Raw genomic sequence first — 14,155 nt, 5'->3', positions numbered from 1 at the left:
GGGCATGGGGCTCTACGCGGCGGCGGTGGCGGACGGCTGGGGCGGGCTGTGGTTCCTGTTCGTCCCCGTGCGGGGTCCGGGCACCGGGCTGCTCGCGGCGCTGCTGGGCGCGGCCCTGCTGCCGCTCGCGCTGTACGCCGCGCCCCCGCTGGTGCGGGTGCACGCGCTGCTGGCCGGGAGCGTGCTGGGGCCGAGCGGGAACGAGCGGATGGCGGAGCGGATCGCGCACCTGTCCAGCACCCGCAGCCACGCCGTGGACACGCAGATGAGCGACCTGCGCCGGATCGAGCGCGATCTGCACGACGGCGCCCAGGCGCGGCTTGTCGCGATGGGCATGACACTGGACGCCGCCGACCAGGTGCTGGAGAGCAACCCGGAGGCCGTACGGGAGCTGTTGAACGAGGCGCGGGAGTCCTCCTCCAAGGCGCTGGAAGAGCTGCGCGACCTGGTGCGCGGTATCCATCCGCCGGTGCTGGCGGACCGGGGGCTCGCCGACGCCGTGCGCTCCCTGGCGCTGACCAGCCCGCTCCGTGTGGAGCCGGCGCTCTCCCTGCCGGGCCGCCCGGAGCCGCCGGTGGAGTCCGCCGTCTACTTCGCGCTGTCGGAGATCCTGACCAACGCCGCGAAGCACGCGGGCGCCGAACGGGCCTGGATCGACCTCGGCTACGCTCAGGGCGTGCTGCGGGCCACCGTCACCGACGACGGGCGCGGCGGTGCCGACCCGGCCCGGGGAAGCGGGCTGCGGGGCATCGAGCGGAGGCTCGCGACCTTCGACGGAGTGCTGGCCGTCAACAGCCCGCCGGGCGGCCCGACCCTGGTGACCCTGGAGCTGCCGTGCGCATTGTCCTTGCCGAGGACCACTTCCTGCTGAGGGACGGCCTCATCCGGCTCCTCGGCGCGCACGGCCACGAGGTGGCCGCCGCGGTGGAGGACGGCCCCGGGCTGCACCGGGCCCTGCTGGAGCAGCGCCCCGACGCGGCCGTCGTCGACGTACGGCTCCCGCCCGGCTTCGCCGACGACGGGCTGCGCGCCGCGCTGGCGGCCCGCCGCGCGCTGCCGGGGCTGCCGGTGCTGCTGCTGTCCCAGTACGTCGAGCCGCTCTACGCCCAGGAGCTGCTGGCCGACGGCGGGGGCGCGGTGGGCTATGTGCTGAAGAACCGGGTGTCCGACGGGCGGGAGTTCCTCTCCACCATCCGCAAGGTGGCCCAGGGCGGCACGGTGCTGGATCCGGAGGTCGTCACCCAGCTGCTCGCCCGCAAGGTGCGCGACGAGCGGATGGGCAGCCTGACGGCCCGCGAGCGGGAGGTGCTGGAGCAGGTGGCCCAGGGCCGCTCGAACGCGGGCATCGCGGAGACGCTGGTGATCTCGGAGAAGGCGGTGGCCAAGCACATCAGCAACATCTTCCCCAAGCTGGGCCTGCACTCCTCGGACTCCGACAACCGCCGGGTGCTGGCCGTCCTCGCCTATCTGGAGCACTGATCTGGAGCACTGAGCGCTCCCCGGACTCCCGGCGCGCCGCGCTGCGACGCGGTACCGTCGTGAACTGGCTTTCGAGGAAGGCGAGTTGAAGGGAGTGGGACGGTGCGCGCATCGCGTACGGGGACGGTCGGGGTCCGGGCGATCCGGGAGTCCGAGCTGCCGGGGGTCCGGGTCCTGCTGCACGCGGCCTTCCGCGCCGATCCGGTCAGCCGCTGGCTCTTCCCCGGCGAGGCGCACTGCGAGGAGCGGCACCCGCGGCTCCAGGGCGCCTTCCTGGAGTCCGCGTTCCGGCACGGCACCGCCGAGACGACCGAGGACGGCGCCGGGGTCGTGCTCTGGTTCCACCACCGCGACGGGCGGCAGACCGGAGCGGAGGAGCTGGCGGACGCGCTGGACGCGGTGGACCCCGGCAACCCCCGGCTGCGGCAGCTCGGCGAGGCCGTCGGGGGCCGGCATCCCTCGGAGGACCACGCCTACCTCCAGTTCATCGCCGTCCTGCCGGAGCGGCAGGGGGCGGGGCTGGGCGGCGCGCTGCTGGGGCGGTCGCTGGAGCGGTGCGACGCGGCGGCCCTGCCGGCGTATCTGGAGGCCAGCTCGGCGCGGAGCTGCGGGCTCTACGAGCGGCTCGGCTTCCGGATGCGGGGCGAGCCGGTGCGGCTGCCCGGCGGGCCCGAGATGTGGCCCATGTGGCGCCCTCCGCGGTGAGGGGCGCCGCCCGGCGTCCGGGGCAGGGCGCCCCGGGCTACTCCGCGGCCCCGTAGACCGGAGAGGGCGCGGGTGACTTCGAGAGCAGCTCGCGCACGGGGCCGTCGAGCTCGCCCGGATCCCAGCGGGAGCCCTTGTCCGCGGTGGCGGCCCGGTGCCAGCCGTCCATCACGCTGACCCGGCCCCCCTCGGCCTCGAACACCCGCCCGGTGATGCCGTGTGAGGCGGTGGAGCCGAGGTAGACGACGAGGGGGGAGACGTTCTCCGGGGCCATCTCGTCGAAGGCGCCGTCCGGCGGGGGCGCCATCGTCCCGGCGAAGACGCGCTCCGTCATCCGGGTGCGCGCTGCCGGCACGAGCGCGTTGACCTGGACGCCGTACCGGGCGAACTCCGCCGCGGCCACCAGGGTGAGCGCCGTGATGCCCGCCTTGGCCGCGGCGTAGTTGCCCTGTCCGACGGCGCCCAGCAGGCCCGCGCCCGAGGAGGTGTTGACGATGCGCGCGTCCGGCGCACGGCCCGCCTTCGCCTCCGCGCGCCAGTGCGCCGCCGCGTGCTTCATCGGCAGGAAGTGGCCGCGCAGATGGACGCGGATGACGGCGTCCCAGTCGCTCTCGTCGAGGTTGACCAGCATCCGGTCGCGGAGGAAGCCGGCGTTGTTCACCAGGGTGTCGAGCCGGCCGAAGCGGTCGAGCGCCGTGTGGACGAGGTTGGCGGCCCCCGACGGGTCCGCGGCGTCGTCCGCCGAGACCGCCGCCTCGCCGCCGCACGCCCGGATCTCGCCCGCCACCTGGGCCGCGGGCGTCTCCTGGGCCGACGTGCCGTCCGGCGCGACGCCCAGGTCGTTGACGAGGACGCGGGCACCGGCGCGCGCGAAGGCCAGCGCGTGCGCTCTGCCCAGGCCCCGGCCCGCCCCGGTCACGACGACGACCCGGCCCCGCGCGAGTGAGTGAGTGTCCATACCAGCTCCTTGGCTGTTGCCCTGTTGCGGCGTGCCTCAGGCAGAGCCCCGGCGGTCCGGGGGCCCCGCCCGCTGGGCCGGGCCCTCTCCCGCGTCGTGCAGGGCCAGCCGCTCGCCGCCGCCGTGCACGGCCAGCGCCGCGCCCGTGACGTACCGGGCGCGCGGCGAGGCGAGATACGCGCAGGCGTCGCCGACCTCCTCCGGCTCCGCCAGCCGCCCCAGCGGGACCGTGCGCTCCAGCGCCGCGCCCAGCCCCTCCCCGCCACCGAAGTGTTCCCGCAGCCGCTCCGTTCGCACCATGCCGGGCACCACGGTGTTGACGCGCACCCCGTCCGCGGCCCACTCCGCCGCGAGCGAGCCCGCGAGCGCCGCGAGCCCGGCCTTGGCCGCGCCGTACGCCGCCGTGCCCGGCGAGGGGCGGGTGCCGCTCACGCTGCCGACCATCACGACCGCGCCGCCGGCGGGCTGCCGGCGCATCACCCGGTGCGCGGCGCGCGCGAGGAAGAGCGGGGCCAGCAGGTTGAGTTCGAGGACGCGGGCGTGCTGTGCGGCCTCGCCGTCCGCCGCGTACCGGAAGGGGGTGCCGCCCGCGTTGCTCACCAGGACGTCCAGCGCGCCGTGCTCCCGGGCGAGCCGTGCGCACAGCTCCTCGCCGGCCGCCGCGTCCCGTACGTCCAGCGGCAGGTAGCGCGCGGTGCGGCCGTCCGCCGCGACCGGGCGCTCGGGCGGGTGCCTGCCGCACACCACGACATCGGCGCCCTCCCGGAGGAAGACCCGGGCGACTCCCGCTCCCACGCCGCGCGTTCCTCCGGTGACAAGTACGACCGCCACGGCCACCTCCACCAAACAAACGTTAGGTGAAAAGGTAGCCGATACCTCCGTGCCTGTCTCCACCCCGTGCGCGCGGCGGTCGTGCGGCGGCGGGACGCGCGCCCCGCGCCATGGCGGCGCTCCCCGCCACCGGCGCACTCCTGTTCATTGTATGAAGAATGTCGATCGGTTCTTCATCGTCCCGTGCGCCGGGAAGTCCCTCTACGCAACGCCGCCTGGGAGCACCTGACGCACTGCATGACGTACTGCATGAAGCACTGCATGACGCACTGGGGGAACGCCTTGCTGAAGGCCGGGGAACTGCGCACCTTCCTGGCCGCCGGTACGGCCGCCGGAATCGCGGCCGTACGCGGCGGGACGGCACCCGCGAGCCGCTGGGTGCAGTTCAACCTCGCGCCGCGCCCCGGGGCCCGCGAGGACTTCTACCGCGAACTGGCCGTGACCGTCCGCGAACTCCTGGCCGACGGCCGCGCGGTGAACTTCTCCTATCTGCACCGGGAGCCGGGGATACGGGTCCGCTTCGAGGCCCCGGACGCCGACTCCGCCGTGACCCTCAGCCTCTGCCTGCGGGCCCGCTTCGCCCGCAGCGCGCTGCTGCGCGAGGCGCCGGTCCGCGTGGTGTACGAGCCGGAGCACTATCTGTTCGGCGGCCCCGCCTCCATGCCGTACGTCCACCGGCTCTTCACCGCCGACTCGCTCGGCTGGCTGGACCACCACCTCAAGGCGCCGGGCCGGCAGGGCGAGCTGACCGCGTGGCGGCACTCGCTGCTGACGCTGCGCGAGGTCTTCGCCGGGCTCGGCATCGTCGGATGGGAGCACCGGGGCGTGTGGGCGGCGCTGCGGGAGAAGACCGGGCGCGGTGCGCGCCGCGCGCCAGGCGGCGCCGCGGCGGCGCACGGAGAGGCGGTGAGCGGGCGGGTGGCCGAGGGCATCGCCGCCTTCTGGCGGCAGCCGCGCGAGCAGTCCCTCACCGCGTTCCCCGCCGCGTGCCGCGCCACCCTCGCGCGGCACGCGGACACGACCCGGGCGCGGGCCGCGAAGTGGCGCATGGGCTACTTCGAGGCGGGCGAGGCCACCGTCGGCCCGTGCGCCGCCGCCGCGTACTACACCGTCTTCCACTGGAACCGCGGGCTCCTCTCCCCCGCACGGCAGCACACGCTGACCGACGTGCTGGCGGCGGAGCCCACCGGGGAAGGAGACCGGGATGTCGCACTCGCGTGAGGCCCGTCTGGCGGACCCGGCGGACCCGGCGGACCCGGCGCACCCGTACTCCGGCCGCCCGGGCGCGGCCCCCCGCGCGCACCGGGCCGCCGAGCAGGACCGCGCCGTCCCCGCGCCCGCCGCCATGGCGGTCGGCACGACCGCGCTGCTGCGGATCGCCCAACTGCCCGCGACGGAGTGGACGGCCGCGGGCAGCCCGTGGCTCTTCGCGGACGCCGACGCGCTGGTGGCGGAGGAACGCGACCTCATGGAGCGGGCCCGGCGGCTGAGCGCGCGGCTGGGCGGCGAGGTCGTCCCCGACGAGCGGCTCACGGCCGCCGAGCGGCGGGCCGTACTGGCGCTGCGGCGCGGGCTGCGCGCGGGCGTCGTCCCCACGAGCGCGGCGGAGACGAGCGCGGGCGGGGACGCGGCCGGGGGCGTCGCGCGGGTCAGCCCGGCGCTGGCCCGGGAGCTCGTGGCGCTCGCCCGCCGTTCGGCGTCCCTCGCGGACGGGCGCGGCCAGTTCGAGGGGATGGTGGCCGCCGAACGCGCCCGCGTCGGCGCCCTGCTGCTGTCCCGCGCCCGCACCCTCCCCGCGCTCCGTGCGGCCGTCGAGACGGCCTCCCCGGGGCTCCTGGCCGACCTGGGGCGGTGCGCGGACGCGGGCGAGCCGTGGGACGGCAAACGGCTCCGCAACGCGACCGCGGCGCTGTGGCGCGCCCTGGGCCGAGCGGCCCTGCGGACGGCCCCGGGCACCGACTCCGGCCAGCTCGCGACGGTACCGCTGGAGTGTGCCCCGCAGGGCGGCAGCGCGGATACGGGCCGGGCGGGCTGCGCTCCGGTGGGGGCCGGCCCGGTGGCCGGCGGCCCGGACGGCTCGCGGTTGCTGCGGGAGGGGGCGCGGCTGCTCGCCTTCGCCGCTCAGACCACGGAGAACGTCCACACGCTGTGGGCCACCCTCCGCGATCTCGACCTGGGGCCGGCCCCGGCGGACACCCTGCTCGCGCTCGCCCCGCTGCACCACACCGCGCGGGACGGCGGGCTGCGCTGCGCCGTGGTCGGCCCGGAGACCAGCGGCTGGCGGCTGCGCGAGGTCACCCTGCCCGGCGGCCCCGCGCTGGACGCCGTGCGGACCACCCTCGCGGAGGGGGCGCGCACGCTGGCCGAGACCGAGGCGGCGCTCGCCGGGGTGCTGCGGGACAGCGCGCGTCCGGCGATGCTGCGGGTCTTTCTGACCCATCTGCTGCGGCTCGGCGTCCTCCAGGTGTGCGCGGCTCCCGCGGTCCGGCTGTTCGGCTGGACCCCGGTGTACGAGGCGGCGGCCCCTTCCCGGCAGGACCAGCGGGACCAGCAGGGCCAGCAGGACCGGCAGGGCCCGTCAACGGCGGCGGTGGCGAGCCCCGCACGCACCGCGCGGGCCGCGCGGCACGCGGTCAGCCGGGGGCGCTGCCTGGACTCCTACCGCTCCGTGGACGCCGCCGTCGGCGCCGGGGCGGCCGAGCGCGTCGCATACGGCACCCGGCTCGCGGCGCGGCTGGCGGCGCTGCGGGACGCCGCACGCGCCGGCCCGCCGCCCGGCTGGCAACTCCTCGACGAGGCCCGCTCGGTGGGCCCCGAGCCGCGGTCCGTCGTACGGATCCTCGCGGACCACCACCTCGGCGACGGCGACCCGCCGCCGGGCCCGCAGCCCGGACCGCGCCCCTCGGGCTGGCCCCAGTCCGTCCGGCCCGGCGCGGCCGGCTCCCGGGGCGGTGCGGAGGGCGCGGGCTACGCCCGGCTGCTGGCCCACATCGCCAGGCACCTCGGCGAGGAGCAGGTGGACGTGGACGGGGCGCTGCTGGACGAGTTCGGCGCGCCCCCGGTCCCGCGGCACCTCACCGCCTGGCCGGTGGACTGCCTGCTGCGCCCGCTGCCGGGCCCCGGCGCTGTCGCCGTCCTGGAGTCCGTCACACCGGCCGGGACGCTGGACGCGCGGTTCGCCGACACGCTGCGCGCCCTGCACGGCGGATACCCCGCGGCACGCGCGTACCGCGCCTTCCTCGCCGCCGTGGAGCGCGCGGCCCGGGTGCGCTTCGTCGAGGTGCTGGTCCCGCCGCTGGACGGGCGTGCCGCCAATGCCGTGCGCCGTCCCGTCACCACCTCCTGGTGCACGGGCGACCCCAACACCGGGCTGTACTACGGGCGTACGCCCCATCCGCCTCGCCATCTGCCGCTCGACCGGATCACCCTGCGGCGGCAGGGCGGCACCCTGGTCGCGGAGGCCGCCGGGGAGCGGATCCTGCCCGTCTACCACGCCACCCGCGCCCCCGCGCCGCCGTACGACCGCCTGCTGCGGCTGCTGCTCGGCGCCGGGCACCCGGCGGCCTCCCCACTGCTCCGGCTCGACGGGCTGGCCCACGCGTTCCCGGACGCGGTGCGGGTGCCGCGGCTGACGGTGGGCGGGGCGCTCGTGGTGAGCCCGGCGCAGTGGCGGGTGCCGCGCGCCGCGCTGTGGCGGCACAGCGAGCCGGAGGCCGCCAAGGTGGCGGCGCTGGCCGCGCTGCGGCGCTCGGCTGCGCTGCCCCGGTTCGGCTTCGTCCGGGCGCGGCCCGGGGCAGCGGCGGTGCCGGTGGACTTCGCCGCGCTGCCCGCCGTGCAGACGCTGGAGCGGCTGTGCGCTTCGGCGCCCGCGGGGGCGGACGCGGCGGATCTGCTGATCGAGGAGGCGCTGCCGTCGCCCGGTCAGCCGCCGCCGCTGCGGGACGCCCTGCACGACGGGGCGGCGCTCACCGCACAGCTGGTGCTGCGGCTGCCGTACGACCGGACGCCGGATCAGCTCGCCCGGCGAGCCGCGGCGGTCCTCGACGGGGGGTGAGGTTCCCCTAACCGCTCCGCAGGGTGGCCACGATATGCGCCGAGGCCGTCGACAGCCGGCGCCGGACCTCGCGGAACTGATCCTCCGTCACCCCGCTGTCGCGCGCCGCGTCCCGCACATCGTCCCGGAACCGGTCGAGCAGCCGTTCCAGGTCCCGCACCGTGTCACCGGTCGGCTCCTCCGCCTCGTAGGCCGTCCCGGCCCCGGCCGCGGTCCCGGTCCCGGTCTCAGTCCCGGCGGCGTCCTCGGTGCTGCCGGGGCTGGGACCGGGACGCTGCTCCGGCGGCGCAGGCGACTCGTACGGGGGCCACCCGGCCGCGCTCCCCGCGATCCGGCCCAGGTTGCCCATCTCGCGGGCGAGCTGGGACATCCCCTCGCGGACCGCGCCCTGCCAGTCGCCTGTGTGCACATGGGTCTGGATCTGGTCCTGCACCTGTCGCGCGATGCGCTGCACCTCCTCCACCGCCTCGGTGTGCGCCTCCCGCTCCTTTCTGGCCTGCCGCCGGGCCTGCCGCGCCTCCTGCTTGGCCCTGCGCGCCTGTTCCTTCCAGTCCTCCTTGGCGCGCAGCACCTCGTCCCGGGTCTGCTCGCGCACCTCGCGGCGCAGCTCGTCGGCGGAGCCGCTGACGTCCGCGCGGATGTCGGCGGCCAGCGCGGCCAGGGACTCGCGGATCTCGACCTCCAGCTCGGCCAGCTCGGTCTGGCGGCCGGCCAGTTCGGCGCGGCCCGCCTTGGTGATGGCGTAGACCTTGCGGCCCCCCTCGGTCGTATGGCTGACCAGGCCCTCGGCCTCCAGCTTGGCGAGGCGGGGGTAGACGGTTCCGGCGGAGGGCGCGTAGAGGCCCTGGAAGCGCTCTTCCAGCAGCCGGATCACTTCGTAGCCGTGCCGGGGCGCCTCGTCCAGCAGCATCAGCAGATAGAGCCGGAGGCGTCCGTGGGCGAAGACGGGAGCCATGTCACAGTTCCTTACGCAGGGAGTGGCCTGCGGGTGCGTCGGCGCCGGAGGGACCGGCGGGGTCTGCGGGGCCGTGCGGGGCGCCGTGGTCGGCGTCCGGGCCGGCGTCCGGGCCCGCGTCCTCCTGGGGCGGCCGTTTCAGCAGCGCGAGGGCGCCGGAGACGGTGTCGGCCCGCAGCTGCCCCCGCCCCGCGCCGAGCGTGCCCGTGACCTGCCGGGCGCCCCACAGGCCGCTGGGGCGCAGCTCGTCGAAGGCGCTGGAGAGGCCGCCGCTGGTGGTGTGCGCCGTCACGGCGGTGTCGGCGTCCTCGGGCAGCCGGATGGCGACGTCCCCGGAGATGCTCGTCAGCTTGATGTCCGTGTTCCTCGGCAGTTCGGGGCAGACGTCGAGGACCAGGGCGCCGCTGACGGTGTCGGCGTGCACCGAGGTGCTGCCGTCGATGGACGTCAGATCCCCGGAGACGGAGTGGAACCGCAGGGTGCCGCTGACCCGCTGGGTCTCGACGTTGCCGGAGACCGTCTCCGCGTACACCGGGCCGGTGAGCCCGACGAGGGTGGAGTCGCCGGAGACGCCCTTGACCGCGGTGCGTCCGCGCATCCCGGAGACGACCGCGCTGGCCCCGACGACCCCGAGCGACAGCCGCGCGTGCGCGGGCACGGAGAGGGAGATCTCCGCCTGGCGGCGCCAGCCCTTGAGGTCCAGCCACTTGAGGAAGCCCTTCCAGGGCAGGTCCTCGTAGGCGACGACGAGCTTGCCGTCCTCGTGTGTGACGGTGAGCGGGGGCCCCTCGACCCGGTCGACCTCCAGGTGGGTGACGTCCTCGTCGGTGCCGACGACGTTGACGGTGCCGTTGACCACGCGGACGTGCAGCTCGGTGACGGGGTCCGGGAAATCGGCCTTCTGCGGCTCGGAGATCTGCCACGAGCGGTCGACAGGCACGGCGGCCTCCCCTGCGTAGGACATACGGGCGTACGGCAACGACGACATATCGCGTCTCACGGGGAACACGATATGTCGCGTATCGCGTACGGGGCAACCCTCGGCGACGGGCGGGCGCCCGCAGGCCACCCGTCTCCGGTCACTCGTCCTCGTCGTCCAGCCGCGCCAGCCAGGTCGCCAGCCGCTCCACCGGCACCTCGAAGTCCGGGTTCAGATCCACGAACGTCCGCAGCTGGTCGGCCAGCCACCCCAGGCTGACCTCCTCCTCGCCGCGCCGCTCGGCGAGCTCTTCGATGCCACGGTCGGTGAAGTACACAGGTCGCTCCCAGGGGACCGGAGGGGGAAGTGGTACCGCACCAGGGTAGGCGGAGGCCCGTACCGCCTCCGGGCCTAGACCCATGTGCGGGGAGGCGGTCGATCCTTCTCCCGATGTGCCCGCGCGCACGGCGCACCAGGATGACCGCCATGTCTCCTACGTCTACGACGTCTTCAACAGGGTCAACGGAAGCGGGCGGCGTCGGCCCGCAGGCGGCGTCGCCGCCGCCCGGAGTGCGGGCCTGGGCCGTGGTGCTGGCGTCCAGCATCGGTCAGTTCCTGGTCGTGCTGGATGTCTCGGTCATGAACGTGGCGCTGCCCAGCATCCGGGAGGGGCTGGGGCTGAGCCCGTCGTCGCTGCAGTGGGTCGTCAACGCGTACGCGCTGACGTTCGCGGGCTTCCTGCTGCTCGGCGGCCGCGCGGCCGACCTCTACGGGCGCAAGGCCGTGTATCTGGTGGGCGTCGGCCTGTTCACCGGCGCGAGCCTGGCGGGCGGGCTGGCGCCCGGTTCGGAGACGCTGGTGGTGGCCCGTGCCGCGCAGGGCGTCGGCGCCGCCGTACTCGCCCCCGTCACGCTGTCCATGCTCACCGCCGTCTTCCCCGAGGGTCCGGCGCGCACCCGGGCCATCGCGACCTGGGCGGCCGTGGGCACCGCCGGAGGCGCGGCGGGCGGTCTGATCGGCGGGGTGCTGACGGAGCTGCTGTCCTGGCGGTGGGTGCTGCTGATCAATGTGCCGATCGGCGCCGTGGTGATCGCCCTCGTCGCCGTCTGGCTGCGCGAGCAGGGCGACGGGCGGCAGGGGCACCGGGCGCTGGACCTGCCGGGCGCGGCCCTGGTGACGGCGGGCGTGGGTGCGCTGGCGTACGGCATCGGACAGTCGGAGTCGCACGGCTGGACGGCGGCGGGCACGCTGCTGCCGCTCGCGGGCGGGTTGGTCGCGCTCGCGGCCTTCGTGGCGGTCGAGGCGCGCAGCGCCGAGCCGCTGGTGCCGCTGCGGCTGTTCCGGCTGCGCAGCGTGTCGGCCGGGAACGTGGTGACGCTCGTCGGCATGGTCGGCAGCTTCGCGATGTGGTACTTCCTCTCCCTCTATATGCAGAACGTGCTGGGCTACAGCGCGATCCGCGCGGGCCTGTCGTTCCTGCCGCACACCCTGGCCGTGATGGTGGCGTCGAAGGCGGCGCCGAGGCTGATGGCACTGCTCGGCAACCGGACGATGATCGCCACAGGCGCCCTGGTGACCGCCGCCGGGTTCACCTGGCAGGGGGTGGTGCTGGAGGCCGGCGGTACGTTCCCGGGCTCGATCCTGGGGCCCGGGATCGTCATGGCGTCCGGTATCGGCCTGCTGCTGACCCCCATGACGGAGGCGGCCACCGCCGGGGCCACCCCTCAGGAGGCCGGTGTGGTGGCGGGGCTGGTGAACACCTCCCGCCAGATCGGCGGTGCGCTCGGCCTCTCGATCCTGGGCGCGGTGTCCGCCTCGGCGGCGGGCGGGCACGGCGCCGCGGTGTCGGCGGCGCACGCCGCCGACGGCTACGCGGCCACGTTCTTCGCCGCCGCGGGCATCACCGGTGCCGCGGCGCTGCTGGTCGGCCTGCTGCCGCGAGCGGTACGGGAGTGAGGCGAGCCCTCGTCTCCCCGTACTGATCACGGGGTGCCCCTGCGGGCGCGTCGCAGTCCGCGGGTACACCGTGGCCGGGCGCGCAGTTCCCCGCGCCCCTGACGGGGCCCGATGGCCCCGTGGACCACGGGCACCCCGTGATCGGCGCGGGGAGACGAGGGCCCGCCTACTTCCCGTCCTTCACCGAGTCGCTCGCCGCGCCCACCGCGAGGCCGAGGACGATGAGCAGGACGCAGACGTAGACCTCGTACCCGTCGAGGAAGCCGATGCGGTGGACCAGCGCCCACTTGTCGAACCAGCCGCCGGTGAACTTGTGGGCCAGCCCGCCGGCGCCCTGGGCGAGCAGCAGGAAACAGAGGATGCCGAGCAGTTTCTTCATGCCGTCACCCTGCTGGCCCGCCGCGCCGCCCGGTATCGGGCACAGGGCGCCGGGAGTGCTGCCAAAGTAGGCGCTCCGGGCCGCCGCTGTCGTCCGATGGTCTACGAGCGCGCCCCGGGCGGTCCGGAAGGCGGGCGCCGCCCGTAGATTCGCGGGTATGCGCGCCGCACAACGAGAACGCCGCACGTCCCGGGAGTGGGCCGCCGACATCGGCGCCTTCCTCTTCGCCTCCTGCTTCCTCCTGCTCACCGCCGACGAGGCCATGGTCGGCACGGACATGTCCGAGAACGCGCTCTTCCTGGAGCAGCTGGCGGGCGCCGCCGCGTGCGCGGCGCTCTTCCTGCGGCGCCGCTGGCCCGTGCCGCTCGCCGTCGTCCTGCTGCTGCTCGGGCCGTTCGGGCACTTCTTCACCGGGGCCTGCCTGGTCGCCCTGTTCACCGCCGTCTCCCGGCGGGAGCCCAGGGTGACGAAGGGGCTCGCGGTGCTGGCCCTCGCGCCCATCGTGCTGGTCGCCGCCGAGCGCCCTGCGGCGGACGATCCGAAGACCACCTCCGCGCTCGTCTACTTCACGCTGCTCGCCTGCGCCATCGGCTGGGGGCTCTTCGTCCGCTCGCAGCGGCTGCTCGTCGTCGCGTCCATGCAGGAGCGGGCCGAGAGCGCCGCCACCCAGGCGCGGCGCGAGGCGCGCGAGGACATCGCGCGCGAGATGCACGACGTGCTCGCGCACCGGCTCTCGCTGCTCAGCGTCCACGCGGGGGCGCTGGAGGTGAACCCGGGCGGCGAGGCCGAGCAGGTGCGGCGGGCCGCCGGGGTGATCCGGGAGAGCGCCCACCAGGCGCTGGAGGACCTGCGGGAGATCATCGGGGTGCTGCGGTCGCCGGAGGACGCCGGGCGGCCGCAGCCCCAGCTCGCCGATCTGCGGCGGCTGGTGGGGGAGTCCCGGGACGGCGGGCTGGACGTCACCGTGTGCGAGGACGCGACCGCGGCCGGGACGCCGCCCGCGCTGGCCGGGCGGACGGCGTACCGGGTCGTGCAGGAGGGGCTCACCAACGTACGCAAGCACGCCCCCGACTCGCCCGTGACCGTCACCGTGCGCGGCGCTGCGGGCGAGGGGCTGAGCGTCGAGCTGCGCAATCCGGCGCCTGCGGGTTCGGCCTCCGCCGGGGTCCCCGGTGCGGGGCAGGGGCTGATCGGCCTCGCGGAGCGGGCCTCGCTCGCGGGCGGCCATCTGGAGCACGGCTGGGAGGGGCGGGACTTTCGGCTCTACGCGTGGCTGCCGTGGCCCGTCTCCGGTGCCGGTGCCGGTGCCGCTCCGGGTGCCGTTCCGGGTTCTGCTCCGGGCTCCGGCGGGTAGGGCGAGCCCGAGTCCGGCGAGGCCGCACAGGACACGAGCCCCGCGCCCCTTCGGGGCGCCCGTGCTGGGCGGGCACCAACCGGTGTCGACAGCGACAGCGAAGGAGAGGCGTATGGAGCGGGAGATCCGGGAGATCGCGCTGCCCGGCGGCGAGACGGTGCTGGCACGCGTCCATGTGCTGGACGACACCGAGGAGCCGGAGGGCTCGGAGGAGTTCGCGTACGAGGACGTGGCCGCGCCCGGCCGCCTGCTCGCCCGCGCCCGCCAGCTCAACGAGGTGATCAGCGGTGTCGGCAGCGCCGTGCTGGACGCGGCGCGCGCGGCCCGCCCGCACGAGGTGAGCGCGACGTTCGGGGTGGAGCTGGCCGTGCGGCCGGGCCGGGGGCTCGCCGCCGTGGTCGCGGACGGCGAGTCGAAGGCGTCCGTGTCGGTGACGCTGACCTGGCGTGACTCCGGGCCCCTCCCGCCTGTCACACCCGGCGACTAGCCTGATGGCTCAAAGGTCCCACGACTGACGTACGGGAAGTGCGGGGAAACGGGGCGCGGATGGGGGCGTATCCACGGG

General features: G+C 75.8%; 14 protein-coding genes. 8 read left to right on the top strand and 6 right to left on the bottom strand.

Annotation, left to right across the window (positions count from 1 at the left end):
• From G5C65_RS39310 to G5C65_RS17405, 3 genes are all read left to right on the top strand, one after another.
• Window positions 1-871, top strand: an 871-nt coding sequence (locus G5C65_RS39310) for a sensor histidine kinase (RefSeq protein ID WP_165299772.1), incomplete at its 5' end; no start/stop codon positions are given.
• Window positions 835-1,479, top strand: coding sequence for a LuxR C-terminal-related transcriptional regulator (locus tag G5C65_RS17410; protein ID WP_165299771.1), 645 nt, complete (start codon window positions 835-837; stop codon window positions 1,477-1,479). The genes G5C65_RS39310 and G5C65_RS17410, both read left to right, overlap by 37 nt.
• Before the next feature lie 102 nt (window positions 1,480-1,581).
• The gene (locus G5C65_RS17405; RefSeq protein ID WP_165299770.1) at window positions 1,582-2,184 is read left to right on the top strand and encodes a GNAT family N-acetyltransferase; all 603 of its coding nucleotides are present in this window, start codon (window positions 1,582-1,584) and stop codon (window positions 2,182-2,184) included.
• A 37-nt stretch (window positions 2,185-2,221) separates the two neighbouring features.
• Here G5C65_RS17405 and G5C65_RS17400 read toward each other — a convergent pair whose 3' ends face one another.
• Both G5C65_RS17400 and G5C65_RS17395 read right to left on the bottom strand, forming a co-directional pair.
• Entirely contained in the window at window positions 2,222-3,142 is a 921-nt protein-coding gene (locus G5C65_RS17400) for an SDR family oxidoreductase (protein WP_165299769.1), read from the bottom strand.
• Window positions 3,143-3,178: 36 nt separating this feature from the next.
• Entirely contained in the window at window positions 3,179-3,973 is a 795-nt protein-coding gene (locus tag G5C65_RS17395) for an SDR family oxidoreductase (RefSeq protein WP_338146484.1), read from the bottom strand.
• Between the two features lie 261 nt (window positions 3,974-4,234).
• Here G5C65_RS17395 and G5C65_RS17390 point away from each other — a divergent pair, with 261 nt between their 5' ends.
• Together G5C65_RS17390 and G5C65_RS17385 are read left to right on the top strand one after the other, a co-directional pair.
• Entirely contained in the window at window positions 4,235-5,194 is a 960-nt protein-coding gene (locus G5C65_RS17390) for a lantibiotic dehydratase C-terminal domain-containing protein (protein WP_165299767.1), read from the top strand.
• Complete coding sequence (locus tag G5C65_RS17385) at window positions 5,178-8,027, top strand: lantibiotic dehydratase (protein ID WP_165299766.1); 2,850 nt, start codon at window positions 5,178-5,180, stop codon at window positions 8,025-8,027. The genes G5C65_RS17390 and G5C65_RS17385 overlap by 17 nt, the downstream gene beginning before the upstream one ends.
• Before the next feature lie 7 nt (window positions 8,028-8,034).
• Here the strand turns inward: G5C65_RS17385 and G5C65_RS17380 are convergent, their stop codons facing one another.
• From G5C65_RS17380 to G5C65_RS17370, 3 genes are all read right to left on the bottom strand, one after another.
• Entirely contained in the window at window positions 8,035-8,982 is a 948-nt protein-coding gene (locus G5C65_RS17380; protein ID WP_165299765.1) for a PadR family transcriptional regulator, read from the bottom strand.
• Between the two features lies 1 nt (window position 8,983).
• A complete protein-coding gene (locus G5C65_RS17375) occupies window positions 8,984-9,946 on the bottom strand; it encodes a DUF4097 family beta strand repeat-containing protein (protein ID WP_165299773.1) in 963 nt (320 codons plus the stop codon).
• Between the two features lie 115 nt (window positions 9,947-10,061).
• Window positions 10,062-10,238 carry a DUF6104 family protein gene (locus tag G5C65_RS17370; protein ID WP_165299764.1) on the bottom strand — a complete coding sequence of 59 codons (177 nt, stop codon included), beginning with the start codon at window positions 10,236-10,238 and terminating at the stop codon, window positions 10,062-10,064.
• Between the two features lie 149 nt (window positions 10,239-10,387).
• Between G5C65_RS17370 and G5C65_RS17365 the strand changes: the two genes are divergently transcribed.
• Window positions 10,388-11,857, top strand: a complete 1,470-nt coding sequence (locus G5C65_RS17365; RefSeq protein WP_420903327.1) for a DHA2 family efflux MFS transporter permease subunit — start codon at window positions 10,388-10,390, stop codon at window positions 11,855-11,857.
• A 166-nt stretch (window positions 11,858-12,023) separates the two neighbouring features.
• On the opposite strand, the gene G5C65_RS17360 is transcribed toward G5C65_RS17365, so the two are convergent.
• A complete protein-coding gene (locus G5C65_RS17360; protein ID WP_165299762.1) occupies window positions 12,024-12,236 on the bottom strand; it encodes a hypothetical protein in 213 nt (70 codons plus the stop codon).
• A 157-nt stretch (window positions 12,237-12,393) separates the two neighbouring features.
• Between G5C65_RS17360 and G5C65_RS17355 the strand changes: the two genes are divergently transcribed.
• A complete protein-coding gene (locus G5C65_RS17355) occupies window positions 12,394-13,590 on the top strand; it encodes a sensor histidine kinase (protein WP_165299761.1) in 1,197 nt (398 codons plus the stop codon).
• 112 nt (window positions 13,591-13,702) lie between these two features.
• Window positions 13,703-14,077: a CU044_2847 family protein gene (locus tag G5C65_RS17350; RefSeq protein ID WP_165299760.1), complete on the top strand. Its 375-nt coding sequence runs from the start codon at window positions 13,703-13,705 to the stop codon at window positions 14,075-14,077.
• Window positions 14,078-14,155 lie beyond the last annotated feature (78 nt).

The sequence above is a fragment of the Streptomyces boncukensis genome (assembly GCF_011045075.1).
Taxonomy (GTDB): domain Bacteria; phylum Actinomycetota; class Actinomycetes; order Streptomycetales; family Streptomycetaceae; genus Streptomyces; species Streptomyces boncukensis.
Note: the sequence above shows the minus strand (reverse complement) of the source record. Positions and strands in the feature narration are given on the sequence as shown.

Excerpts from the sequence above, each read along its gene's own strand:
- G5C65_RS17400 (WP_165299769.1), bottom strand. The coding sequence starts at position 3,142 with ATGGACACTCACTCACTCGCGCGGGGCCGGGTCGTCGTCGTGACCGGG.
- G5C65_RS17390 (WP_165299767.1), top strand. The coding sequence starts at position 4,235 with ATGACGCACTGGGGGAACGCCTTGCTGAAGGCCGGGGAACTGCGCACC.
- G5C65_RS17385 (WP_165299766.1), top strand. The coding sequence starts at position 5,178 with ATGTCGCACTCGCGTGAGGCCCGTCTGGCGGACCCGGCGGACCCGGCG.
- G5C65_RS17380 (WP_165299765.1), bottom strand. The coding sequence starts at position 8,982 with ATGGCTCCCGTCTTCGCCCACGGACGCCTCCGGCTCTATCTGCTGATG.
- G5C65_RS17375 (WP_165299773.1), bottom strand. The coding sequence starts at position 9,946 with ATGTCCTACGCAGGGGAGGCCGCCGTGCCTGTCGACCGCTCGTGGCAG.
- G5C65_RS17365 (WP_420903327.1), top strand. The coding sequence starts at position 10,388 with ATGTCTCCTACGTCTACGACGTCTTCAACAGGGTCAACGGAAGCGGGC.
- G5C65_RS17360 (WP_165299762.1), bottom strand. The coding sequence starts at position 12,236 with ATGAAGAAACTGCTCGGCATCCTCTGTTTCCTGCTGCTCGCCCAGGGC.
- G5C65_RS17355 (WP_165299761.1), top strand. The coding sequence starts at position 12,394 with ATGCGCGCCGCACAACGAGAACGCCGCACGTCCCGGGAGTGGGCCGCC.
- G5C65_RS17350 (WP_165299760.1), top strand. The coding sequence starts at position 13,703 with ATGGAGCGGGAGATCCGGGAGATCGCGCTGCCCGGCGGCGAGACGGTG.